General features: G+C 56.9%; 25 protein-coding genes and 1 pseudogene. 9 read left to right on the top strand and 17 right to left on the bottom strand.

Going from position 1 to position 22,555, the window contains the following annotated elements; genetic code table 11:
• Positions 1–31: 31 nt before the first annotated feature.
• The 6 genes from Q0O07_RS04335 to Q0O07_RS04310 are packed head-to-tail and all read right to left on the bottom strand — an operon-like array spanning position 32 to position 4,249.
• Positions 32–859: an SDR family oxidoreductase gene (locus Q0O07_RS04335; protein WP_295490813.1), complete on the bottom strand. Its 828-nt coding sequence runs from the start codon at positions 857–859 to the stop codon at positions 32–34.
• On the bottom strand, positions 852–1,238 hold the full coding sequence (locus Q0O07_RS04330) for a hypothetical protein (RefSeq protein ID WP_295490810.1): 387 nt from the start codon (positions 1,236–1,238) through the stop codon (positions 852–854). The genes Q0O07_RS04335 and Q0O07_RS04330 overlap by 8 nt, the downstream gene beginning before the upstream one ends.
• A gap of 22 nt (positions 1,239–1,260) precedes the next feature.
• Entirely contained in the window at positions 1,261–2,130 is an 870-nt protein-coding gene (locus Q0O07_RS04325) for an NAD(P)-binding domain-containing protein (protein ID WP_295490807.1), read from the bottom strand.
• Entirely contained in the window at positions 2,130–2,924 is a 795-nt protein-coding gene (locus Q0O07_RS04320; RefSeq protein ID WP_295490804.1) for a tyrosine-protein phosphatase, read from the bottom strand. The genes Q0O07_RS04325 and Q0O07_RS04320 overlap by 1 nt, the downstream gene beginning before the upstream one ends.
• 3 nt (positions 2,925–2,927) lie before the next feature.
• Positions 2,928–3,440, bottom strand: coding sequence for a VOC family protein (locus Q0O07_RS04315; protein WP_295490802.1), 513 nt, complete (start codon positions 3,438–3,440; stop codon positions 2,928–2,930).
• Entirely contained in the window at positions 3,440–4,249 is an 810-nt protein-coding gene (locus tag Q0O07_RS04310; protein WP_295490799.1) for an SDR family oxidoreductase, read from the bottom strand. Before Q0O07_RS04310 ends, Q0O07_RS04315 begins: the two co-directional genes overlap by 1 nt.
• Before the next feature lie 115 nt (positions 4,250–4,364).
• Between Q0O07_RS04310 and Q0O07_RS04305 the strand changes: the two genes are divergently transcribed.
• Genes Q0O07_RS04305 through Q0O07_RS04295 form a run of 3 tightly spaced genes read left to right on the top strand, consistent with a single transcriptional unit; the run spans position 4,365 to position 6,997 of the window.
• The gene (locus tag Q0O07_RS04305) at positions 4,365–5,636 is read left to right on the top strand and encodes a sulfotransferase (RefSeq protein WP_295490797.1); all 1,272 of its coding nucleotides are present in this window, start codon (positions 4,365–4,367) and stop codon (positions 5,634–5,636) included.
• Between the two features lie 24 nt (positions 5,637–5,660).
• The gene (locus Q0O07_RS04300; protein WP_295490794.1) at positions 5,661–5,978 is read left to right on the top strand and encodes a 2Fe-2S iron-sulfur cluster-binding protein; all 318 of its coding nucleotides are present in this window, start codon (positions 5,661–5,663) and stop codon (positions 5,976–5,978) included.
• A complete protein-coding gene (locus Q0O07_RS04295) occupies positions 5,978–6,997 on the top strand; it encodes an LLM class flavin-dependent oxidoreductase (protein ID WP_295490791.1) in 1,020 nt (339 codons plus the stop codon). Before Q0O07_RS04300 ends, Q0O07_RS04295 begins: the two co-directional genes overlap by 1 nt.
• Here the strand turns inward: Q0O07_RS04295 and Q0O07_RS04290 are convergent.
• Positions 6,994–7,686 (bottom strand): TetR/AcrR family transcriptional regulator, encoded by a 693-nt coding sequence (locus Q0O07_RS04290; RefSeq protein ID WP_295490788.1) that lies wholly within the window; start codon positions 7,684–7,686, stop codon positions 6,994–6,996. The genes Q0O07_RS04295 and Q0O07_RS04290 overlap by 4 nt on opposite strands.
• Before the next feature lie 71 nt (positions 7,687–7,757).
• On the opposite strand from Q0O07_RS04290, the gene Q0O07_RS04285 reads away from it, so the two are divergent.
• The 3 genes from Q0O07_RS04285 to Q0O07_RS04275 all read left to right on the top strand — a co-directional run bounded on the left by Q0O07_RS04285 (position 7,758) and on the right by Q0O07_RS04275 (position 10,829).
• Positions 7,758–8,687: a Rieske (2Fe-2S) protein gene (locus tag Q0O07_RS04285; RefSeq protein WP_295490785.1), complete on the top strand. Its 930-nt coding sequence runs from the start codon at positions 7,758–7,760 to the stop codon at positions 8,685–8,687.
• A gap of 16 nt (positions 8,688–8,703) precedes the next feature.
• Positions 8,704–9,768 (top strand): aromatic ring-hydroxylating dioxygenase subunit alpha, encoded by a 1,065-nt coding sequence (locus Q0O07_RS04280; RefSeq protein ID WP_295490783.1) that lies wholly within the window; start codon positions 8,704–8,706, stop codon positions 9,766–9,768.
• 71 nt (positions 9,769–9,839) lie between these two features.
• The gene (locus Q0O07_RS04275; RefSeq protein WP_295490780.1) at positions 9,840–10,829 is read left to right on the top strand and encodes an LLM class flavin-dependent oxidoreductase; all 990 of its coding nucleotides are present in this window, start codon (positions 9,840–9,842) and stop codon (positions 10,827–10,829) included.
• Positions 10,830–10,860: 31 nt separating this feature from the next.
• On the opposite strand, the pseudogene Q0O07_RS04270 reads toward Q0O07_RS04275, so the two are convergent.
• The 4 genes and pseudogenes from Q0O07_RS04270 to Q0O07_RS04255 all read right to left on the bottom strand — a co-directional run bounded on the left by Q0O07_RS04270 (position 10,861) and on the right by Q0O07_RS04255 (position 14,419).
• Positions 10,861–11,870, bottom strand: a pseudogene (locus tag Q0O07_RS04270) (CaiB/BaiF CoA transferase family protein).
• Positions 11,871–11,944: 74 nt separating this feature from the next.
• A complete protein-coding gene (locus Q0O07_RS04265) occupies positions 11,945–13,600 on the bottom strand; it encodes an FAD-dependent oxidoreductase (protein WP_295490777.1) in 1,656 nt (551 codons plus the stop codon).
• 5 nt (positions 13,601–13,605) lie between these two features.
• Positions 13,606–14,028: a nuclear transport factor 2 family protein gene (locus Q0O07_RS04260; protein WP_295490774.1), complete on the bottom strand. Its 423-nt coding sequence runs from the start codon at positions 14,026–14,028 to the stop codon at positions 13,606–13,608.
• A 4-nt stretch (positions 14,029–14,032) separates the two neighbouring features.
• The gene (locus Q0O07_RS04255; protein ID WP_295490772.1) at positions 14,033–14,419 is read right to left on the bottom strand and encodes a nuclear transport factor 2 family protein; all 387 of its coding nucleotides are present in this window, start codon (positions 14,417–14,419) and stop codon (positions 14,033–14,035) included.
• A gap of 147 nt (positions 14,420–14,566) precedes the next feature.
• On the opposite strand from Q0O07_RS04255, the gene Q0O07_RS04250 reads away from it, so the two are divergent.
• The 3 genes from Q0O07_RS04250 to Q0O07_RS04240 are packed head-to-tail and all read left to right on the top strand — an operon-like array spanning position 14,567 to position 17,829.
• A complete protein-coding gene (locus tag Q0O07_RS04250; protein ID WP_295490769.1) occupies positions 14,567–15,838 on the top strand; it encodes an MFS transporter in 1,272 nt (423 codons plus the stop codon).
• Positions 15,839–15,856: 18 nt separating this feature from the next.
• Positions 15,857–17,008 (top strand): oxidoreductase family protein, encoded by a 1,152-nt coding sequence (locus Q0O07_RS04245; RefSeq protein WP_295490767.1) that lies wholly within the window; start codon positions 15,857–15,859, stop codon positions 17,006–17,008.
• Positions 17,009–17,010: 2 nt separating this feature from the next.
• Positions 17,011–17,829, top strand: coding sequence for an SDR family NAD(P)-dependent oxidoreductase (locus Q0O07_RS04240; protein ID WP_295490765.1), 819 nt, complete (start codon positions 17,011–17,013; stop codon positions 17,827–17,829).
• A 26-nt stretch (positions 17,830–17,855) separates the two neighbouring features.
• Here the strand turns inward: Q0O07_RS04240 and Q0O07_RS04235 are convergent, their stop codons facing one another.
• From Q0O07_RS04235 to npdG, 6 genes are all read right to left on the bottom strand, one after another.
• On the bottom strand, positions 17,856–18,635 hold the full coding sequence (locus Q0O07_RS04235; protein WP_295490762.1) for a hypothetical protein: 780 nt from the start codon (positions 18,633–18,635) through the stop codon (positions 17,856–17,858).
• 2 nt (positions 18,636–18,637) lie between these two features.
• Entirely contained in the window at positions 18,638–19,564 is a 927-nt protein-coding gene (locus Q0O07_RS04230; protein ID WP_295490759.1) for a TIGR03619 family F420-dependent LLM class oxidoreductase, read from the bottom strand.
• An 81-nt stretch (positions 19,565–19,645) separates the two neighbouring features.
• On the bottom strand, positions 19,646–20,212 hold the full coding sequence (cofC, locus tag Q0O07_RS04225) for a 2-phospho-L-lactate guanylyltransferase (protein ID WP_295490757.1): 567 nt from the start codon (positions 20,210–20,212) through the stop codon (positions 19,646–19,648).
• Positions 20,209–21,135 carry a 2-phospho-L-lactate transferase gene (gene cofD / locus Q0O07_RS04220; RefSeq protein ID WP_295490755.1) on the bottom strand — a complete coding sequence of 309 codons (927 nt, stop codon included), beginning with the start codon at positions 21,133–21,135 and terminating at the stop codon, positions 20,209–20,211. Before cofD ends, cofC begins: the two co-directional genes overlap by 4 nt.
• A complete protein-coding gene (cofE, locus tag Q0O07_RS04215; RefSeq protein ID WP_295490752.1) occupies positions 21,132–21,887 on the bottom strand; it encodes a coenzyme F420-0:L-glutamate ligase in 756 nt (251 codons plus the stop codon). Before cofE ends, cofD begins: the two co-directional genes overlap by 4 nt.
• Before the next feature lie 3 nt (positions 21,888–21,890).
• The gene (gene npdG / locus Q0O07_RS04210) at positions 21,891–22,541 is read right to left on the bottom strand and encodes an NADPH-dependent F420 reductase (protein ID WP_295490750.1); all 651 of its coding nucleotides are present in this window, start codon (positions 22,539–22,541) and stop codon (positions 21,891–21,893) included.
• Between the last annotated feature and the right edge of the window lie 14 nt (positions 22,542–22,555).

Here is a 22,555-nt window from a genome sequence, read left to right as displayed (position 1 = left end):
CCTCTCCTAAGGTCTTCACTGTTATCCGTATTTAACCGGTGTAGGCTTTTGCCCATTGCTTGAACGCAGCAGCCCGCTCGATCCGCGCCGCTTCAACTGCGGGCAAATTCTCTTCGCCGGGACCGTCAGGTACAATCAGCACAGGCTTGCCTGCAAAAAGGCTGACTAGGGCATTATGTGTGACATCGGCGGGGTCGTAAGCGATGCTCAGATCGAAGCCCATGCCCTCGGTCGCGCGCTGCAACGTTGGCGTGTTCATGAGTGGCGCGGCAATCGCAATCACGTCGATATCCGCATCGCCCAGCTCGCCCCAAAGCGATTCAGCAAAACATATCTCGAACGCCTTTGTACCGGCATACATCGCCAGCATCGGTTGACCGCCTAGCCCCGCACCCGATGCCATGATCAATATCCCGCCACCGCCGCGCGCACGAAACCGGTTGCCGAAACCATGCGTGGTTTCAATTAACGTGCCGATGTTCATGCGCACCAACCGGTGTGACCGCTCGGTTTCAGTGTCCAAAAAACTGTTACCAGCGCCGTCGGCGCCAGCGTTTGAAATATACAAGCCAATATCAAGGTCCGCAGTTGCCGCGAGCAGCGACGCGCCCGCGTCGGTCGCAGTCAGATCCTGTGACACAGAGCGATAGTCTACGCCGTGTTCTGCCTTCAACCGGTCGCCAAGAGCGTCAAGCGCATCCTTGCGGCGCGAGACGAGCACGAGGTTGATCCCCATCGCCGCCAGTTCCTCTGCATAGCACGACCCAGTACCTTCGGATGCACCTGCGATAACGGCCCACGGTCCGTATTTTGCCGCAAAGGCAGTTCCGTCAAGCGGCAGGCGCGCAAGATCACGCATCCTTTTTCATCTCCGCCACCTTCGCTCTGGCTGCTTCAATTCCACGAAACAATGCGGTGGTGTTGCCAGCACCTGCGTAGAACAGAAGGAAATGCGGAATCAGGTCAAGTTGTTCATCGGTAAACTCGCCATTTATAAGCGCGCCCGTCATCTGGATTTCGACCAGGTCTGCGCGGCCGAGCATCGCAGTCGCGCCAAGCACCATCAGCCGCTTCTCCCGGATCGACATCGCGGGATCTCCCCATAGGTTTGCGAACTGGTTGCCTACAATCTCTTGATTGAAGCGTTTATGTTTGAACGGCGTGGTCATTCCTGACGCGCCGGGGCCATAAACTGCATCAAAAATTTCGAGACCCTTGTCCCAATCTTGTTCGTTCATTTTTATATCCTTTAATCAGGTGTTATAGCGGTTGGCCCAATGGATGTTCCAAACCGGATGTCGACAGCGCATTGTCGCGGATCAATTCAACCATGAGCAGCCGCGCGCCAAACTTTGCCGCTTCCTCAATGGCCACCTCAAGGTCTTTGAGCATCAGGCCCATGAAATAATTGCGAACACCGGTTTCCTGATCGTTACCCGCGGGATCGGGCCGAACGACCATCGACAATGCGCCTTCAAGGCCACCACCAGAATCGGCGTCGCCGGACAACGCCATGCGCAGTTGGTTCAGATCGACACCGTAATTGCGCGCAATAACGGCACCTTCATATCCGGCGCGCATACAACCAAAAAACGTTGTGTTGCGTGCAATCTTGGCGGCCATTCCGGTGCCAGGACCGCCCATATGGATCACCGACCCTGCAAAGCCATCAAATATCGGCTTGGCTGCTGCCATATCTACATCGCTGCCTCCTGCCAGACAGATCAGGCCATTTTCGCCCGACTTGGGACCGCCCGTGACGCCGCAATCTAGCAAGATAACGCCTGCATCAGCGCACAGCTTTTGCGAGGTTTCGAGGTCGGTCATCGAAATCGTAGAGAGCAAAATGACCATCTGGCCTGGCTTATTCGCGGCAAGCACACCATCGGGGCCGGACAACACCGCGATTGTCTGCGCTCCATTCAACACCGCGATCAACACGCAATCCGATGCAGCTGCCAATTCGCGCGGACTTTTCGACATGACTGGGGCACCTGGAACGTTGTCGGCTGATTCGGCGCGTACATCATAAATAGCACTCAATTGACCAGACCGTTGTAGGCATTTGGCCACGCCGCCGCCAATACCACCTAATCCAATCACGCCGCCCGTTGAAAATGCGTTCGCCATTATATTTCCCTCTCATGTTTCGATATATCTATGTCAGTTGTCAGCAAACGCGATAACTCGGTTCGCATCGGAGCCGTCACACCAGCCGCATCGCAATATCCTTCGATTCCGCCCCATTGTGCATCTATCTGATCAAGCGAAGCCAAGAGATAGGCCACATCAACTCCAATAAGCGCATCAACTGCCGCTTGGTTGGGCATGAACCCAAAGCTCTCCATAAAGCCCTGCTCGATTGAGCCTTGCAGGACCATGTTTTTGCCGAAAATATCGGACTTCAAATAGTCCGCAAGAATCGCATCGCGCGTGACTCCCACGGTTTTTAGCAACAGCCCAACCGCAACTCCGGTGCGGTCCTTGCCCGCCGTACAGTTGATAATCGCAGGTACCGCACCGTCCAACAGCGTTTTCGCAAGCGTCGACCAGTGCGGCAGTAATGCACCCGGCATCGCCGCATAATTCTGGCTCATGACAAGCTGGCTGAGTGCTGGATCGGGATCATCGCGCAGCCGTTCCCATTCGGTGGTATCCGCCGCGCGCAAGTCTGTATTCATATCGAGCGCAAGCCACTGGCAATCATCGTCATGCCAATCATGCGGATCGCGTTCGCGCTCGCCGTCTGAACGTAGGTCAAAGATCGCGCGAACGCCGAGCGCCTTCAAATCCTCAAGATGTTGACCGACAAAATTCTTCGGCCCCTCGGTCCGGTAGAAGATACCTGACCGCACGAAACCGCCTGCTTCGGTCGGCAAACCGCCAATATCGCGGAAGTTAAGACGCGTTAGCTGGTCAGTCATCAGTCAATCTTTCACCGCGGGATATACCGGAATCGCTCCGGATATCTGCGCGCGCAAATCGGCGTGCATCCAAACATGTTCGACATAATGGCCAAGCAGCGCCCGTTCGTCAGTATAGGCAAAGCGCATCATATCGCCCAGACTGCCCGACCAAATCACGGGATGTTTTTCGGAATCGATGCTCGCCATATGCGCTTCGAAATCCGACAGGTCGCCTTCAACGCGGTACGCGACATGATGAAAGCGGATCGCGAAACTGCCGTCGCTTGGCAAAGGGGCGCTAAACATCGGTGCGGTATCGCCTTGCGGCTCGATTAATTCGATTTCAACGCCGCCGACCAGTGCCAGCGCGATCTTGAGCTGCGCGCCGTCCGACTGCACCATTCCCGGCGCATCATTGGCAAAAACATAGAATGACGGCACATCATATTGATCGCGGAACACAACCAGCGCCTGCTCCATGTCATTGGTGACATAGGCGGTCTGACTATAAATTGCGGCGGGCCTAGCAAACATCAGTTATTCGCAATCTTGCCGCCATCGATGATGAGCGTATCACCGGTGTGGTAGCGTGAAAGATCACTGGCGAGATAAACGACTGCGCCCCAAAGATCGTCGGGATTGCCAGCTCTACCCAGCGGCGCTTTGGCGGCGACCATGTCGGCAATCATTTTGCCAATCGCAGGGTCCGCCATTGTCATTTCGGTGATGATGAAGCCCGGCGCGATGACGTTGCAGCGCACGCCTTTTGGTCCCAATTCCGAGGCCAACGTTTTGGCCAGAGAATTAAGCGCGCCTTTGGCAATCGCATAATGCGCCATCGTCGGCACGCCTTGAAAAATCGAACCGCTGCCGCACAATATCATCGAACCGCCGGGGTCGCCTGCATCGGCGCGCGCGATCATATGCTTGGCAACCTCGCGCAGCGTAAAGACCGAGCCGTGCAAATTAACATTCAACAAGTCGTGATAGGTTTTGGAATCCATTTCGTGGAAAGGCACCTGATTGGCGATGCCCGCATTGGCGACGACGGTATCAATCCGCCCCATTGCCGCCAGTGCCGACTCGACCCCGCGAACAACGTTCGCTTCGTCTGTAACGTCAACGCTTTCGACATGCACTCGTCCGCCAAAAGCCCGCAGTTTTTCAGCTGCACGTTCATTGGCATCGGCGCGTCGGCCCCAGACGATGACGTCGCACCCCGAACGCGCCAGCGCCTCGGCAAAGCCGAAGCCCAAGCCCGAATTGGCTCCAGTGACCAATGCAACCTTGCCGGTCAAATCGAACAGGTTTTCGGCCATCGACGCGTGCGTCCTCTCTCTCATTCCGGCATTTGTTTTGCTGTTGCTACGCCGTTGCCCCTTTCAGGCCGCATATCTTCGGGTAGGGCAAGCGGTTAAATTATCTCGGTTGATAGCGACGCAACGAAGGGAGAAGCATGTGAGCGGATCGGGGAAAAGCGGCGAAGTGATCGACATCACCGATATGCGCAATCCAGTGCTGAGCGATGCCCAGAAAATGGCGCTCGCCGGGGCAGCGCAAGCGACCTTCGATTTTTCAACTAACACATTTCTCGAAACTGCCAAGGCGCAGACCGGACTTTCAGACTTCGGCGCGATGGATTTCGTCGAGCGGCTGAATATCTGGTGTGAAGCGATTAACGAGGATGAATTTTTGTCACCCGTCGGTAAAGCGGGGCTTTGGACGATGATCCTTCGCTATGCCAGCGACCGGCTTCGCGTCGAAGACATCTGCAAACGCCACCCTGAAATTCTCGACATTGAAATTGACCGGCCGATCATTGTCGCAGGGCCGCCTCGATCAGGGACGACGCATCTGCTCGGGTTGCTGTCCGCAGACACACGCCTCCGGTCACTGCCTTGGTGGGAAGCCATTGCCCCCGTCCCAACCGACGCCGACGCGCCAACCGCGACCGATCCGAATCCGCGCTGGACACGCGCCGATGCCGGGTGGCAGCAGTTTGAGGCGTTGTTGCCCTATATGGCGTATATGCACGAATTCACCGCTGACCATATCAGCGAGGATATCGAGCTTCAGGCGCTCGATTTCTCGTCCTATCTGATCGAGTGGATGGCGCATGTGCCGAAATGGCGGGACTATTATTTGAGCCATGATCAGACCGGCACTTACGCCTACCTCAAAAAAGGCTTGCAGGTTCTGACCTTCCTTAAAGGCCCAAACCGCTGGGTGATAAAATGCCCGCAGCATATGGAGCAATTGCCCGCCCTGCGCGCAACGTTCCCTGACGCCACTTATGTTATTACCCACCGCGACCCGGTGGGTTCGATCCGCTCGTCGCTGTCTATGGCGCTCTACGCGTCCCGGGTGTTGCGAACGAAATCAGATCCTGAAGAGTCCAAAGGCTATTGGATCGATCGCTACAAAACCTTGCTCGAACGATGCGTTCGCGATCACCACATCCTGCCGCCTGAACAAACGGTCGATGTGTATTTTCACGAATGGATCAAGGACCCCAATCCAATCCTCGCTGAAATATACGCAAAGGCAGATATGCCTTTGGACGCCGCGACACTGGCTACATTGCACCAATATCATGCCGACAATGACCCCGGCGTCAAAGGACGCGTCGTGTTCAATCTGGAACGCGATTTTGACATCGCGGCAGCGGATATCCGGAGCCAATTTCAATTCTATTTCGACCGGTTCCCGGTTCAAAAGGAAGTCAAATAACCTGATTTTTAAGGAGCAAATACCGTGACACAAATTAAGGTCGTCAAGCGCGACGGTAGCGAAAAAGAGTTCACCGCAACGGAGGGTCTGTCGCTTATGGAAGCACTTCGCGATGAAGGTTTCGACGAGTTGCTTGCACTTTGCGGCGGCTGCTGTTCTTGCGCCACCTGCCATGTCCATATCGACGACGCGACCCTGGCAAAATTGGTCCCGGTCAGTCCCGATGAAGATGATTTGCTCGACAGTTCGGAGCACCGCAACGCCAATAGCCGGCTGAGTTGCCAAATCCCGGTCACCGACGCGCTTAAAGGAGCTGTCATCACAATTGCACAGGAAGACTGATGCCAAGGACACCCGTTTGGGCCGAGCTGCCGGTATTGCCGGCAAGCGAGCTGGTGCCACTCGTCCAATCCTGGGAGGCCGCAGGCGTTGAAGGCGTGTGGGCGCCGCAAATCTTTGGCGCGCCTTTCACTACCCTTGCCGCAGCGGCAGCGGTCACGACACGGATCAAGCTCGGAACCGGCATCGCGCTTGCCTTTACGCGCAGTCCGCTAGAGACCGCCTGTAGCGCCATCGACCTCGATCACATCAGCGATGGCCGTGTCGTTCTGGGTTTGGGATCAAGCGCGGAAAGCCAGATCGAGGGCAGCTTTGGTATGCCCTACGGCAAGCCGCTGAAGCATATGCGGGAAATCGTCGGCCAAGTCCGCGCCGTAATTGAACAGGGCCATACGGGCGAACTAAAGCGGCTTGAAGGCGAGTATAACACGCTCGACCTTTCGCATTTCCGGTTGGTGCGCCCAGCGCGAAGGTCCGCGATTCCAATTTACCTGCCTGCGGTGTTTGAAAAGGCGTGTGAACAAGCGGGCGCAATTGCTGACGGCTTACTCGGTCACCCGCTTTGGACCACAGCATGGCTTCGCGACAGAGTTGGTCAATCCTTGGCTTTGGGTCTCAATAAAGCTGGCCGAAAGCGCACCGACGTCACGATCAACCTGATGATTTTCACCGTCATTAACGATAATCGCGCAGAAGCCATTGCCGATGCGCGAACCAACATCGCTTTCTATACGCAGTCGCCGCAATATCTTCGCTACTTCGCCGAAATCGGTTTTGGCAAAGAGGCTGAAGCAATTCAGGCGGCATTTGCTATTCAGGATTACGATGCAATGGCGAAGGCCTGCCCTGACGAAATGATCACGGCAATCACAATTCTGGGATCAGCCGCTGAGGTGCAGGAGCAAGTCGCTGAACGCGCGCAATATGCCGATGCGATTACTCCGGTTGTCCCGCAATTTGGGATCGAACCCGAAAAGGCAGCAATTTACCGGAAGCGCATCGCCAACCTGTATTATGTCTAGACGCCGGTCGTCAGTAGACCGCCAATCAGAAAATCTGCGAACTGACGTGCTTGAATGAGCGCTGTCTCGTGCGAGGCATCGGCGGTTTCACCCAACCTGAGCTGCAACGGCCTCGCCGCGAAATAAAAGCCGACGCCCTGCACTAACAACGCCATCAGCGCGGTTGTCGATAACGCATGCACCGGTCGCACCGCGCGCACTTCATCGATCAGCGCGTCGAGCCGGACCTGAAACGGACGGATGAACGTCTGCACGATATATTCGAGCCGCCAGCTATCGCGTTGCCCCTCATGATAGCTGATAGCGACGATATCTCGGTTTTCGGTAGCCCATTCGCAAAAGCGTCGGACCAGATCGCGCAATCGTTGTTCGGCGTCACCTTCCCCGTCAAATGCAGCGACGACGGAGGTAGAGGCTTCAACCATCCGCCAATCGACAGCGGCTCTCCACAAATTGGCTTTCAGGCCGAAGCGAACGTTGAGAAGATTGTGGCTGACGCCTAGGTCACGGGCCAGTTCGCGCAATGTGGTCGCATCATAACCGCGTTCTGCAAACATCGAGAATGCTGCGGCAAGGAAAACCGATTCATCAATCGCATGCGCTGTATCAACCGCAGGGCGTCCACGACGGCGCAGCGCAGGGGCGTCGCCTGTTGCAGCGGTGATAACTTCGGATGGTGCATCGAACATGTTGCGAGCTTGACTTATAAATTGTCATCTGTCAATTTAATGTCCTGATAACAAAAACAGCGAGATTCGCGATGACGGAGGATGTCTGGTGGGCGGTAGCCCGATCCGAGGAAGTGACCGGAGACAAGCCGATCAATATCGATATTGGCGACCAACCGGTTGTGCTGTGGCGCGACAAAGACGGATTTGTGCGCGCACTTGAAGATCGCTGCCCACACCGCCGCGCACCGCTTTCGCTCGGGTGCGTCCTGGCAAGTGGTGCGATCCAATGCGGCTATCACGGTTGGACATATGACGGAGAAAGCGGTCGTTTGGTGGACATACCGAACCTGAAAGGCGAGCAGAAATACCCGCCGATTTACCGCGCTGTGCCGTTTGCTGTCTCGGAAGGCGGCGGGTTCGTGAGGATTTGCTTGAATGCAAAAGCCGCTGCCCCTGTTTCGCCTACGACTGAAACTCTGCCGTTATCCGGCACCGAAAACGTCTCGCTTAGCCATGAACATCTGATCGCAGCGTTGTTTGACGACCCCGCTTTGGTGATCGCGATCAAAGGTGTGCACTATACGCCGTATCTGATGTCCGAACTGGCCGAGCAGAACGGCAAGCTAGTGCTTGAACGGTCATGCCAGTGGAAAAGCCCGCATTGGCCAGCGCCGTTTAGCTCCGACTTCCCGATTACGCTGCGGATCGGCACCGACCCCGTAACTGGCGAAACTGACCTTTTGTTGCGCGACAATGCCTTCAATACGCTGCTGTCCGCAACTGTCGCGCCGGTCCCCGCCGCAAGGGGGGTTACACAAGTACGTTGGCGTGCAAAATTGGGCTCAACACGCCCCGGGCTGATGGCGAAAATGTTGGGGTTCGGCACACCGTTCCGCATCCTACCCTCAGTCAACGGCGCGGCACTACGGACGTTGAAACCATCGGCATCCATCCATGCCGCCGCCTTGCGCGAAGAAATACGATCACACCAAGCCGCTGCCCACAACGTCGCAGCTTAAAGAGGAGAGAGCAGCCATGTTGGACATTAAGGACACTGCGCCCGAACAAGACTTTGCAGACCCCATCGCTGGTGACCCGCGCAATTTTGCGGCGGCCGTCAACAATTGGGTACCGCATGACATCGTTCTAAAGGACGCCTGGTTCCCGCTTGCGCACAGCTTTGCCGTCGTGGACAAACCGGCGCGCCGTTCGGTTTATTCGCAACCCTTTTATCTATGGCGCGAAAACGGCGTTGCGGTTGCCGCCGAATTCCATCCCAATGACACCGACCCGACCGACAAAAGCGATTTCAGCGATGCTGCTGGCCGCTATCCGGTGTTGGAACATTATGGCTATGTCTGGTGCTGGTTTGGCAACCCAGCCAATGCCGACCCTGCGCATCTGCCGAGCATTCCCTATCTGCCTGCCGAGGGCAACTTACCCAAACATATGCTTGGCACGGTGCGATTTGATTGTACAGCACCGCTCAGCCTCGAAAACCTGATCGATTTGACCCATGCCGATTTCCTCCATGCCGATGTGGTGGGCGACGAAAAAATGGACAAAGAGGTCGTCGAAGTTTTCTATGACAGCGAAACGATTACGATGGTGCGCCGCTGCACCAACAAATCGGTTGCGCCGATCATGAAATGGTTTGGCGGGGTGAAGAGCGATGTCCAGCAAGTCCGCCAAGTGATCCGCATCTATCTCCGCAGCCATGCCGCCATTGCCTATGGTCGTTTTTCACCGGGCGACAATGTGCAATTGTTTCACCCCTGTGTTCCGGAAACGCGCGACCGGACACGGCTGGACTACGCGATGAACACGTCCAATGTGAAAAAATCAAACCTCTTCCGCTATCTGATGCCCAAGGCGAGCTATAAGGTTTCACGGCAGGATAGCACCATGACCAGCCCGCAAAGCCCCCGCTATATGAACCCGGAAACGCGTAAGGATCTGCATTCACCGCTTGATGAAGCCGGACAGAAATACCGCGTTCTGATGACCGCGCTTGCTGAACGTCAGGCCCGTGGTGATTTTGCCTACCGCGATAATGTTAGCGCCGATTGCAGTGAAATCATAGGATACGACGGCAAATGAGCAGACTAACCAACGCTTGCGGGCAGGAACGCCGGTGGTGGGGTGTTATGCCCATTCTGCCCGCACCCGTCATGGGTGGGATTGCCAAACAGATGGAAGCGGTGGGCTTTGAAGGCTGCTTCTCGCTACAAATTTACGGCCCTCCGTTCGTGCCGATGGCTGCCGTTGCGGCGATGACCGACACGCTGAAGGTCTCCACCGGCATTGCTGTTGCTGGAACCCGCAGCCCCGTTGAAACAGCCTTTGCCGCAATGGAGCTGGATACAATCAGCGGCGGACGATTTGTGCTAGGTCTCGGTACTTCACTGCACAGTGCGATTGTCGGCATTTACGGCGAGCCAAAGCGCAAGCTGCTCACCCATTTACGCGAAGTCGTGAAGGTCGTGCGATACGTCAATGCCAATGCCCATAAAGGCATGGAGCCGCTCCACGGCGAATATTTCAATGCCGAATGGACCGAGATGATGCTGACCGCACCACCGGTGCGGGAAGAAATCCCGATCTGGATCGCCGCGCTTAAGGACAAACTGACCAGCATGGCGCTGGAGATCGGCGATGGACTAATGGTCCATGCGCTGTGGACGGTGGATTACACCGTCGCTAAAAAGCCGTTCATCGAGGCCGAACTTGCCCGTTTCGGGCGCAAGCGTAGTGACGTAGAAGTCAACGCCTGGCCGTGGATCGCGATCAACGATGACAAGCAACAGGCGATCAACGACAGCCGTGCGACCGTCGCCGCCTATGTCGGCTATAAAGAATATGAAGCATTTTTCGATGCCATCGGTTTCGGCGACGAAGCCCGCGCCTGCCAGCTAGCCGGCGGTGAACATGGCGACGTCTCACGCGTGATCAAAAATGTCAGCGACGAGATGGTCGAGGCGTTTGTCAAATGCGGACCGGTCGATGAAGTGCTGGAAAAAATCGAACCTTTCTGGGATGTGGTCGACTCGCTTTGCCCGATGACACCTTATCGCGACCTGACGATGGAGCAGCTCACCATGTATAATGGGGGGCTTTATCAGATGGTGGCGGAGGCAAAAAGGCGGCAGGCAGCATCCTGACGGGAAGTAGAATATTAAATCGGTATTAACCTCATAGCCATGCCGCCAGCGCGTCGGCTGAGGACAGCGTCACACTAGGACGGATTTCAGTCGGCGTTCCGGAAAAGCGCGGCGCTGGGGCGGACTGGGTTACGCCTCTATGATCGGTGAACATATTGCGGGCAGCATTCGCCGGATGGCTCATCGCTTCGCGCATTGACAGCACTGGCGAGACACAGGCGTCGGTTCTGGCAAAACGGTCTTCCCATTCCTGTCGTGTTCTAGTTAGGAATGTGGCGGCAAAGTCGGCCTCCATCGCTGGCCATTGGTCCTTGTCATTCTGGCTATAACGGTCTGCCGGAATGTCCAACCCGGCGAGCAGCAAGGTATAGAATTGCGGCTCAAGCGACCCGACAGCGACATGGCCGCCATCTTTGCAGGGGTAGCAGCGATAGAATGGCGCAGCGCCATCAAGCAGGTTCGATGCAGCTTGGTCACGCCAGTTGTCCGTCGAAAGATAGGCATGGAACAGGCTGAGCAGATTGGCGACACCATCCACCATCGCCGCATCCACCACCTGCCCTTTTCCGGTGGTTTTCGCCGAAAGTAATGCCGCCACCATGCCAAGTGCCAAGAACATCGCACCCCCGGCATAATCGCCAACAAGGTTTAGCGGCACCGTCGGCGCCTGCCCTTTCTGTGCGATCGCATGGAGAGCACCGGTCATTGCAATATAGTTGATATCATGCCCGGCATTCAGTCGCAGTGGTCCATCCTGCCCCCAGCCGGTAACACGGCCATAAACCAGCCGTGGATACGGGCTAGGCATTCATCGGGCCCAAGGCCCAGTCGCTCCATAACTCCGGGCCGACCGCCTTCGATCAAGCCATCGGCCTGTTCAACAAGTTGCAGCAATGTGCCGCGATCAGTATCGGATTTAAGATCAAGAGTTACATTTATACGCCCGCGCAACAGCACAGCCTCACCGACATCGCTCCATGCTGACTGCCCACCGGGTCGGCCTATCCGGATAATTTCGGTCCCGAGCCCAGAAAGGATCATACCGCACAAAGGCACCGGGCCGATGGCGTCCATCTCGACAAGGCGTATCCCGCTCAGCGGTCCGCTAGGCATCGTCATACCCTGGCCAGCGATTTACCTGCAATATAGCCCGTCACCATAGCGGGTCCAACATTGCAACCATGCGCAGGGGATTTGCCCTGCCAGATAGAATTCGCATCAAGTCCTGCGGCATAAAGCCCCGCAATCGGCGCGCCGTTTTGGCCGATAACCCGGCATTGGTCATCGATCTTTACGCCGACAGTTGTCGAACCATCGCCGGGGAATATTTCGATAGCGTAATAGGGGCCATCGCCCAGCGGCCCGAAGCAGGCATTTGGCATGTGCTTGGGATCGCCGATCTCGATATCGATCTGGCTGTCGCCCTTGCCAAATTGTCTATCTTTGCCGGTCGCAGCGTCGGCGTTGACCTTGGCCGCGGTTGCTTCCAGTCCTGCTGCATCTACGCCGATTTGCGCGGCGAGTTCGGCCAGCGTCGCGCCGGTTTTCATGTAGCCACAAGCGACCATTTCCTTAATCTTGCCGCCGCCCGGCAGAACCAGCCCCATACCGTATTTTTTCACGAATTTGGCATTGGCGATGATATGAGCAGGCACAGTTCCAGTCGCGTGCATGGCTTCCACAAAGTGGACGCTGGCTTCATTCCCGAACCTTTGCCCCGCCGTGTTGACCGCGATGCAGCCAGGCTTCGACATATCGATCAGATGCGCATATCGCTCGATATAGCCGTCTGCGCGTGTCCGTTTGGAGACAACCGCCCAAACCGCGTTGACATGATTTTCGGCGCCCATCACAGCGCCCGCCGACTGAGCAGACACAATGCCATCACCTGTATTTTCATACGGCAAAATCGACACATGCTGCTGCGCAAACGGGATATAGGCTTTTCGCATCTCGGCATTGGCCGAAAATCCGCCCGATGCCAGAATGACGCCTTTATTCGCAGTGATTTCGGTGGAAACGCCCTTTACGGTTGCGCGCACGCCCGTGACTTTGCCATCGGAAGTGACCAGTCCTTCAACCGGCGTTGCCTCATATAAATCAACGCCCGCATCAATCGCCGATTGCAGCAGCCGCCCAGCCAGCGCATTGCCCATCGTCAGCCGCGATCCACGTCCAAGCTTGCGATTGTCGAGCGCAAATCGAATGGCAATTTTCGCCATATACCAGAGCGCGCCGGGCGATGGCAGCTTTGCAATATAGGGCAGATCAAACAGGTCGATCATCATCCCGCCGGGGGCATTGAATTCCTGACGCGGCTTTTGCAGCCGATCGAAATTCTTGCCGAGTTTCTTGCCGTCATATTCGCTGGGTGCCAGCAACCGGCCAAAATCGACCGCGCCGGGCACCTCTGGATACCAGTCGCTCGATGGCGGCGATATCTGGAAAACCGTTTCGCTGTTTGCCGCCAGCCATTCGATCATTTCCGGGCCGTTTTTGAGATAGGCATCGATCAGCGCCCGTTCCGCGCGGTTGCCGACAACGCCCAGCACATAATCGCGCGCGACCTCGATACTGTCATCGACGCCTTCGGCCTTGGCCTGCGGGCTGACCGGAATCCAGATTCCGCCCCCCGAAATCGCGGTGGTGCCGCCGAAATGATCGGCTTTTTCAAGCACCGCGACGGAGTTACCCGCTTTCGCTGCGACCAGTGCGGCGGTCAGGCCCGCTGCACCCGATCCCATCACCACGACATCATATTGCATACTCATTCCCCTTACGCGCACATGATGGCGCGCATCGCCTTGTCATCAATTCCAAGCTGGCCCGCGCAATCGAGCGCATCCCAATATTCGCGCCACCAGACGATCTTGCCTTCATCATCTAGGTCGAACACCCCCACGACATGCGTGGTCGTGCGCTGCCCATTGGCAAGCTGGCGGACGGTATCGATGCGCTCGGTGAAAACAGTGTTGCCTGATACTGCGACATTCAGGGTATCGCAGGCGCATTCGTCATAAAGTTTATACTGGCGTTCCATTTCCCCACATATGGCGTCCGCGCCTTCGCGGATCGGCGCAATCGGGACGATGGGCTGGTATCGCGCATTATCTGCCAGCATTGATCTCAAGGCGGCGACATCAAGCGACTGGGTATGAAACAGCGCGAGAAAATCGCGCACGATCTGTTCGGCATTCATTGGATCATTCTCCCTGTGGGCCAAAAAAGGCCGCGACTTTGTTTGTATCAAAATACTCACGGCCATGAACGATCAGGCCGTCACGGATCACGAACAGGTCATGATATTCATTGACATATATGCGATCACCGAAGTGGATTTCGGAGCGGACTTCGGCGGCCACCGTATCGCCTTCGCAAATGATGCCGATAATCTCGACTTTGCGGGTCGAAGCGGTCAGCAACATGCCTTTGACCGCATCGGTATATTCAGCGCGCGTCATGTCGCCGCCACCAACCACCCACCATGTGCAATCGGGGGCTTGCAGCGCCTCTATCGTATCGAGGTCTCCGTCCTGAACCGCGCCCAAAAAGCGGCGAACGATGGATTTGTTTGTTGCAGCGTCACTCATAGTCTCACCCTCGTCTTTGGACGATCAATCATCCACAGTCGCGCAATCCACGCCTTTCCTTGGACAGGTTGCGCGAAGCGTCGCTGTGCAACTGTTCGTCAAAATAAACGGGATGAGGATGATGGCTTTGGGCAAAGGCGACAGGTCGTGACCACGAGGGAGGCACCAGCGTCCTACCGGTGGTACGTGCTCGCCATCCTGACCATCGCGCAGACCTGTCACGGCATTGACCGCGCCGTCATCGGCTTGGTTCTGCATCCCCTGGGTAAAGAATTTGCGCTGACGGGCGCACAGCTTGGGCTCCTGGCCGGGCTGGCCTACGGCATACCCTTTGCCATCGCCGCGATCCCGTTCGGGCTTGCTGTTGACCGTTTCAACCGCAAGGCGCTGATGACGGGTGCGCTCACGGCTTGGAGCGCGGCGACTGCGCTCTGCGGTGCGGCAACGGGCTTTTGGACGTTGATGGCGGGTCGCGCCGCGGTCGGCGTCGCGGAATCGGGTGGATCCCCTACCGGCATGTCGATCCTTTCCGACTATTTCGATGAACGCAAGCGCGCGACCGCGATTGGCATTTGGTATCTGAGTTCGGGCGTTGGCACAGCGTTGGCCTTTTTCGTCGGCGGCTGGATTGTCGAACAATATGGCTGGCGATGGGCGTTTCTGGCGGCAGGCATTCCCGGACTCTTGCTTGCACCGATCCTCTTTTTCACCGTTCGCGAGCCAAAGCGCGGCGGGCAGGATGCTAATCTCGAAAGCGATATTGCCACAGCCCCGCTTACCCAGCGCCTGCGCCTGCTGTTCGCGCGGCCCGGTGTGGGCTATTGCGTGGCAGCGATCACCTGCATCGCCACTGCCATTTACGGCATGAGCACATGGCTCGCCTCGTTCCTGATAAGCAGCCATGATTTCAGCATTGCCAAGGCTGGAATGACAGTCGCAATCGCTTACGGCATATTGGGTTCAATCGGCGGATTTGGTGCTGGTTGGATCGCGGATTGGCTCAACGCCCGGCGCGGTGGATTTGATCCCGCACGAACGGCGATGTTTGGTGCCGTCATTCCTTTCATCACCGCCGCCGCCGGAATTGCGGCCGTTGCCAGCACCGATGTTTCGATGGTGCTCCTCTTCCTGATGATCGCCGGATTTTTCAGTGCATCGTATAACGGGCCGATTTATGCGGTCATCGTGACAGCCGCTGGGCCCCAATTGCGCGGCCTCGCGGTGTCGGCGGTGCAAATGAGTGCCAACCTGATCGGTGTGGGGCTCGGAGCGTGGCTTATCGGCAAGATCAGCGACATCGTTGGCGGAAAGGACGGCGTTGCCTGGGGCATTGGCACCGCGATGCTGTTCTGCCTCGCTGGTGGCACTTTGCTTGCGCTCGCCAGCCGCCAGATCAAAAACAGTCAAACAACGATTTGAACACTAGAGGAAATGAAAATGGACGCCCAAGCCCCTGCCCAATATGTCAACCCGGTCATCGATCCAAATTGTGTGCCGCGCCCCTACCCTGCGCGCACCGACCATATCCCGACATCGATGGATGATATTGATGCTGCATGGCTCAGCCGGATGATGGGGTATAAATATCCCGGCGTCGTCGCCAAAACTATGGAAACGGTGGAGCTCCTCAACAGCCACACGACCAAATGGCGGATCAAGGTCGACTGGAATGATGCCGGGGTCGCCGCTGGCCTGCCCGCCAATTTGTGCATGAAGGCCAATTGGTCTGGCGCATTCGATAATATCGATATCCATGCGGTTGAAGCGCGCTTCTATCATTTCATGGTACAGGGAATGAAGGTGCCGACCGCCACATGCTATTACGCCGATTGGGATGACGATGGCAGTGGGCACGGCTTCATCGTACTCGAAGACTTGAACGATCGTGGCGGAAAATTCGGCCATAGCACCAACAAAAATGGCGTTGCGATGATTGAGTCCAACCTAAACGGCTTGGCAAAACTCCATGGCAGCTTGTGGGGCAGCGACAAGATCAGCCCGGCCAATGCACCTTGGTTGCAGACACAAATGGACACGCCCATCGACAGCGATCAGGTTCGCATCATGTGGCAATGGATAGAGGCCAATCTGGCAGAACCCGGCTTCTGTGGTATTGCCCCGAAACATTATCTGGCTGATCCGCGCAAGGTGGAGCGCGCCTTTGACCGGCTCGGCGAGATCGAGCGGGCCTATGATGCGCCATACTGCATCGTGCTTGGCGATTGCCATCAGGGCAACACCTATATCCTGCCCGAAGGCGAACGGCTGTGGCTCGATTGGCAGCTGGTGCGCCGTGGCCGTCCGTGGCGCGATCTGACCTATTTCGTGATCGGCGCGCTCACCATCGAGGAACGTCGGAAGCACCACAAGGACCTCGTAAAGCAGTACCGCGACTATCTGATCGCCACCGGCGTGGCCGGTGTCCCGAGCTTTGAAGAGGCGTGGGAGCAGACCCGCCTATGGGTGATGTACGGCGTGCAAGCCTGGGTCGCCAATCTGGACGCATGGGGCCAGAACGGCATTCCGATGAACGAACGCTTTTTCGTTGCTGCCGAAGATTACGGCACTTGGGGACTTTTGGGAGAATGAAGATGGGTTTGGTGCAAGACAAGGTCGCAATCATCACCGGCGCGGGCGCGAACATTGGGGAAGCGTGCGCCAAAATGCTCGCCGCCCAAGGTGCAAAAGTCGTGGTGGCCGACATTAATGTCGTGGGCGCAGAACGCGTTGCGGGCGAGATCGTTTCCGGCGGCGGCACAGCCTTTGCCCATGCCGTCAATCTGGGCGATGAAGCCAGCATTGTGGCCTTGGTGGCAGCTGTGATGGAACGCCATGGCCAGATCGACATTCTCCACAACAACGCCGCCAACACCGGCGCTGCGCAGATGACCCGCGACGGTGCGCTGACCGCGATGGAAGCCGAAGTGTGGGACGCCGCGTTTGACATCAACACGCGCGGCACGATGTTGATGACAAAGCATGTCGCCCCGCACATGATGGCAGGCGGCGGAGGCTCAATCATCAACACCAGTTCGGGTGTGTCGATATTGGGCGATGTTCTGAACCCTGCTTACAGCGCATCAAAAGCGGCCGTGAACGCGCTGACCCGTAACACGGCAACGCAGTTCGGGCGCGGTAATATCCGCTGTAATGCGATCCTGCCGGGACTGGTGCTCAGCCCAGTCGCCCGCGCGCAGATGACGGAAGCGCAACTACGCATGATCCAACGCCACGTGTTGTTGCCGCGTGAAAGCGTCGCGGATGATATTGCCGGTGCTGTGCTGTGGCTCGCGTCTGATTTGGGGTCTTTCATTACGGGACAAATTATCTCGGTCGATGGCGGCATTTGCCACCACCAACCGCATTATGCCGATATGATGGACATGATGGCGGAGGCGACTGCAGCTTAATTGCCAAATTCTGCGCGATTAACCTCTCACACAGTTTTCAGCTCATCACCCCGATCTGTCATCACCCGGTCGCCCATATGAGCGCGCGCGCGCTCTTCCTCGGCCAGCCCGGCGGCGCTGGTGTGGATGATTTCATCTTCGGTGATTTTTGGCGTTACAGGCTCCCAGCACGTCACCGAAAGGCTCGGCTGGTCTATGAGCGCGCAGTTTTCCAACGCCTGATCCTGCCGCCACATATCAATCGCCGCCGAGTCGTCGATATGCCATGTCGCAACGAAGTTATGGACCGGCACCATATCGACTAATTGCCCCTGCGGTAGGAACTTCATAAAAGCGCCTTTGCGCACACCCGGGCGGACCAAAGCCGCAGAGAAGTAGTGTGCGTTATACCAATCGATGAAGGCATTTTCATCGCCGTGTGCGACTTTGATCTGTTCCATGATAACCCCGCCGGTATGGCGCATGCCGGGAGCATTGTCGCGAAACTGGAGCGGAAAATAATGATAGTCATTGAGCCCGTCCATACGGATCGCGTCGGTCACCATCATTCGCGGGGTGAGCGCATTTTCCATATGCTCGCGCGAAAATCGCGCTGGATCGAAAACATCGTAAAGCGCCATATAATCCCATCCGTAACCCGATGGATAATCCTGCGCTTGTTTTTCGGCCCATTTGAATCGCTGCGCCGCAATTGATCCCCGAAACCGCAACGCGTCGCGCATATGGATATGGGTGTACCAATCGTCAAAATCGTCTTCGCGGCCGGCAACAGCGTTGGTCAGCACCACCAGGACCGCTTCGATCATGGTCAGTCCCTCACAGCTGGCATGATCTCCGCCGCGACCCAACGCAGCCGGTCAAGATAGGCTTTGCTATCGGCAACCCCCGGAGGAAGTGGCACGATTGATTCGGTGATGCCCAATTCCTTGAGCCATCCGATCTGGTCGATGATTTTTTGCTTGTCCTGCGTCCCGGGCGCTCGTGGATCGTCAAGAATTTCATGATGCGCTCCGACATTCAGCATCTCGAGCGCGAAGAAGAAATCGAGGTGCCGGCCATCATATTCGGGCTGCGATTTGATAAAGTCGATGCAATCGGGGAAGGTTTCTGGCGGCGTGCGGAAGGGTGACCATCCGTTGCCGAATTTCGCTACACGTTTCATAACAGCCTTGGCGTCGCCGCCCAGCCATATCGGAACTCCGCCTTTTTGAATGGGCTTTGGCGCGAAACCGACATTTTTGAAATTGACGAATTCGCCTTCGAACACTGGCTGATCTTTGGTCCAAAGCTCGATCATCGCAGCAAGATATTCGTCCGCCATCCGTCCGCGCTTCGCAAACGGCACACCGAGAATGTCAAATTCTTCCTTGAGCCAGCCGACACCGAACAGCGCCTCTGCACGGCCACCGCTGAGCCAGTCAAGGGTTGACCAAGCCTTTGCCTGCACAATCGGATTTTGTAGCGGTAGGATCGAAACCGACGACGAAAGACGCAGATTTTTGGTCCGCCCGCCGATAAATCCAAGCGCGACAACGGTATGAAAATACCAGTCACCCGATAAGGCAACATGCTCTTGCGGAATAATGAAGTGCTCGCCCAACATGCATTTGTTAAAGCCAAGCGCGTCGGCCTGAGCCATGAGATTGCCGACATCATCGCCCAAAAGCGGGTCTTCCCAAGGCTGCACCATCGCGGCCACTTTCATGCTTTTCGGCACGCCAATATTGAGCTTCATTGTCCGCTCTCCCCAAAGAAATTATTGATCGGACAATGCGGTGAAGCACGCCCCGTCAAACCTTCCCGACGGCAGGATGGCCTATCCGTTAAATCCATGTGCGCGCGCGAACATCAGGTCGTCTAGAGTGTCGATGTCAACGCTGAGGCCTGTGCATTGTATCACCCTCATTGCGGGCGACTGGGCAGCATGAATCCGCCTGCTATCTGGCCCAAACCGCAATTCAAATGGCCGACCATCTGCTATCGCAAGGGCGTTGCTGCCTTCACCAACACGGTCGGTAGCAAGAGCGATGCCTTCGGCTTCTGCCACGTCCAATAAATTCCGCACATCCGCGGCGTCTAGCAACGGCAGGTCGGCATGAACGATGAGGACAGCGGGGCCGTCGCAAGTTTGCCGCCACCGTTCGATTTCGGCGTTAAGCCCCTGCCCGCCATCTGCCGCCCAACTGCCGGACCACCAATCAGGGCGGTCGGTCGATAGAACAGTTATGTCGCTGATGCTTGAGCAACGACCAAGTTCGAAAAGCACATGGCGCGCCATCCGCAAAGACAGCAGGTCACGTTCTGCTTGTGACAGAATCTCGGCAAGTCGGCTCTTGCCATTACCGCCTTGTTTGATCGGCACGAGCGCATGCCAGCGGTTCATTTCCGTAATTTTTTTGCGAATTCAAGTGCAGCCCGCGCAACTCGTTCGCGGTCGGTCGGGTTGCGCATCATGGTATCAGTGCGGGCAACAGCGACGCTGTCAGAAGCCGGATCGTCATTATGAACAATGAGACCGTTCAGAAAATCGGCATAATGTCCGCCAATCGTATCGTTAGAAATCGCCAGTCCGAGTTCGCTCATCAATTTTGCTGTCGGACCTTTGACCGCTTTCCCATCCACAAGCGGCGAAACTGCAATCACTGGTCCCGCACAGTCGGCCAAAGCAGCGCGGATGCCGGGAACGGCGAGTATAGGATCTACGCTTAGCCAAGGGTTGGATGGCGCAATAAGCACCGCGTCAGCTGATCTTATGGCTTCAATGACGCCCGGCGCAGGTCTGGCCGTCGCAGCACCAACGAAACTAACCGATTTGACCTTGGGCTGACACTGCCGCTCGACAAAATAACGTTGAAAGGGAAGAGGCCCCTCGTCGCTTTCGACCCATGTTGCAACAGCATCGTTGGTCATCGGCACAACGTTAAGCGCAAGCCCCCACGCAGCAGCAAATCGTGCCGTCACCGCCGACAGCGTCTCTCCCGCATCAAGCGCCATGCCGCGCATGACATGCAACGCCAGATCGCCATCACCGAGATTAAACCAGTCCTCGCCGCCCAGCGAACGGACAGCTTCCATAAAGCTCCACGTCTCGCCCTCCCGGCCCCAACCGAGCTTCTGGTTCGACTTCCCCGACAGTGTATAAAGCAGCGTGTCGATATCGGGTGAAATCGGCAGGCCAAAATGCCGGAAGTCGTCACCTGCATTGACGATTGCCGTCAGGCTGTTTGCAGGCAACAGGCGGTATAATCCATCGACTAGCTTTGCCCCGCCGACGCCCCCCGTTAAAACTGTGTAGCGCCCGCTCACCGGAACAAATCTTCGTCAACTGGCCGCACTATTACGCGGCTGGTCTGGTGTTTTCCGGGAAGGCGCAATCCGCGCACTAAAACGGCGGGGATACCTTCATCGCCCTCGCCCATCGCCAGGCCAGCAGCGGCCGCAACCGCGTCACCGACGGCAATCATTGTCATTTGCATAATCCGCCCGTCGCGATCCGCTTGGCCGCGTTGGTCGATAATCGCTGGCATAGCCGCCACGCCAATCGCCACGTTGACGGTGCCCATCCGCCACGGACGACCAAAGCTGTCGGAAATAACGACGCCGGGCCGGAAACCAAAATGTGCTCCGACTGCATCTGCGATCCGCGCCGCGCTAGCATCGGGATTGAGCGGCAGCAGCAAAACATTGCCATCATTGCCGTTGCCGATGTTGGACGCGTCTATCCCTGCATTGGCCATGACATGCCCCAAACGGTGACGTGTGATCAATATATTGGGAGCTTTACGCACAACGGCACTCGACTCTCGCAGGACAAGTTCGACAAGTGCGGGGTCTTTGTTGACCTCACTCGCTAATACCTGCGCTTCGGACGACGGTACCATATCCGCCAAATCGACAGAACGCCCCTCTGCCTTGGAAACGATCTTTTGCGTCACCACCAGAATGTCGCCGGATTGCAAGCCGGGTTCCCCCTCCGCCAGACGCGCCGTCAGCAATGCTCCCAAGTCGTCACCGGCAAAGATTTCTGGCAGGCCAGTGATGGGTAAGACGCTGAACATCGCTTAGACAAGCGGCTTCAGGTCGCCTGTGATACGAATACCTGCGCCATCAACCTGATAATTTTTGTTGATGAAGATCAGCAGCGACGTCATCGCCTCGGCAGCCGCCGCATTGACCAGCGCGCCGCCATGAACGCCGCGCAAACCGATTTCATCGGCAAGCGCGACGATTGCGGCGCGAGCCGCCTTTTCGTCGCCGAAGACAAGGATATCGCAATCGACATCGACATTCTGCGCCAGCTTGTGCGCCGCTACATTATGAAAACCGGCAACCATGCGGACGCCTTCGCCCAAAATCGCCTCCGCTTTCGCCGCTGCCGAACCTTCTGGCGGCAATTGCACACGCATCACCTTTGGTGGGACGAGCGGAACTGTCGTATCCACCACGATCTTTCCCGCAACATGCGGCTTGATGTCTTCCAGCGTCGCTGTCTGCGCTGCAAACGGTACGGTCACGAACACAATATCGGCGGCCTGCGCCGCGTCTGCGTTGCTCATGCCTGTCAGGCCGTGGCCCAACTCCTCGGCCTTTGCCATTGCGCTTTCGGCAGTGCGCGATCCGATAACGACGGCGTGTCCCGCCCGCGCCAACCGCCACGCAAGCGCGCTACCAAGGTTTCCCGTTCCGCCAATGACGGCAATCTTGTTACTCATATTGCGTTCCCGTC

This window comes from Sphingorhabdus sp. EL138 (genome assembly GCF_945890115.1).
GTDB lineage: Bacteria > Pseudomonadota > Alphaproteobacteria > Sphingomonadales > Sphingomonadaceae > Sphingorhabdus_B.
This window is presented reverse-complemented; position numbering and strand designations above follow the sequence as displayed.

Coding starts and splice junctions, on each gene's coding strand:
- Q0O07_RS04335 (WP_295490813.1), bottom strand. CDS start 859: ATGCGTGATCTTGCGCGCCTGCCGCTTGACGGAACTGCCTTTGCGGCA.
- Q0O07_RS04330 (WP_295490810.1), bottom strand. CDS start 1,238: ATGAACGAACAAGATTGGGACAAGGGTCTCGAAATTTTTGATGCAGTT.
- Q0O07_RS04325 (WP_295490807.1), bottom strand. CDS start 2,130: ATGGCGAACGCATTTTCAACGGGCGGCGTGATTGGATTAGGTGGTATT.
- Q0O07_RS04320 (WP_295490804.1), bottom strand. CDS start 2,924: ATGACTGACCAGCTAACGCGTCTTAACTTCCGCGATATTGGCGGTTTG.
- Q0O07_RS04315 (WP_295490802.1), bottom strand. CDS start 3,440: ATGTTTGCTAGGCCCGCCGCAATTTATAGTCAGACCGCCTATGTCACC.
- Q0O07_RS04310 (WP_295490799.1), bottom strand. CDS start 4,249: ATGAGAGAGAGGACGCACGCGTCGATGGCCGAAAACCTGTTCGATTTG.
- Q0O07_RS04295 (WP_295490791.1), top strand. CDS start 5,978: ATGCCAAGGACACCCGTTTGGGCCGAGCTGCCGGTATTGCCGGCAAGC.
- Q0O07_RS04290 (WP_295490788.1), bottom strand. CDS start 7,686: ATGTTCGATGCACCATCCGAAGTTATCACCGCTGCAACAGGCGACGCC.
- Q0O07_RS04285 (WP_295490785.1), top strand. CDS start 7,758: ATGACGGAGGATGTCTGGTGGGCGGTAGCCCGATCCGAGGAAGTGACC.
- Q0O07_RS04280 (WP_295490783.1), top strand. CDS start 8,704: ATGTTGGACATTAAGGACACTGCGCCCGAACAAGACTTTGCAGACCCC.
- Q0O07_RS04275 (WP_295490780.1), top strand. CDS start 9,840: ATGGGTGGGATTGCCAAACAGATGGAAGCGGTGGGCTTTGAAGGCTGC.
- Q0O07_RS04265 (WP_295490777.1), bottom strand. CDS start 13,600: ATGAGTATGCAATATGATGTCGTGGTGATGGGATCGGGTGCAGCGGGC.
- Q0O07_RS04260 (WP_295490774.1), bottom strand. CDS start 14,028: ATGAATGCCGAACAGATCGTGCGCGATTTTCTCGCGCTGTTTCATACC.
- Q0O07_RS04255 (WP_295490772.1), bottom strand. CDS start 14,419: ATGAGTGACGCTGCAACAAACAAATCCATCGTTCGCCGCTTTTTGGGC.
- Q0O07_RS04245 (WP_295490767.1), top strand. CDS start 15,857: ATGGACGCCCAAGCCCCTGCCCAATATGTCAACCCGGTCATCGATCCA.
- Q0O07_RS04240 (WP_295490765.1), top strand. CDS start 17,011: ATGGGTTTGGTGCAAGACAAGGTCGCAATCATCACCGGCGCGGGCGCG.
- Q0O07_RS04235 (WP_295490762.1), bottom strand. CDS start 18,635: ATGATCGAAGCGGTCCTGGTGGTGCTGACCAACGCTGTTGCCGGCCGC.
- Q0O07_RS04230 (WP_295490759.1), bottom strand. CDS start 19,564: ATGAAGCTCAATATTGGCGTGCCGAAAAGCATGAAAGTGGCCGCGATG.
- cofC (WP_295490757.1), bottom strand. CDS start 20,212: ATGAACCGCTGGCATGCGCTCGTGCCGATCAAACAAGGCGGTAATGGC.
- cofE (WP_295490752.1), bottom strand. CDS start 21,887: ATGTTCAGCGTCTTACCCATCACTGGCCTGCCAGAAATCTTTGCCGGT.
- npdG (WP_295490750.1), bottom strand. CDS start 22,541: ATGAGTAACAAGATTGCCGTCATTGGCGGAACGGGAAACCTTGGTAGC.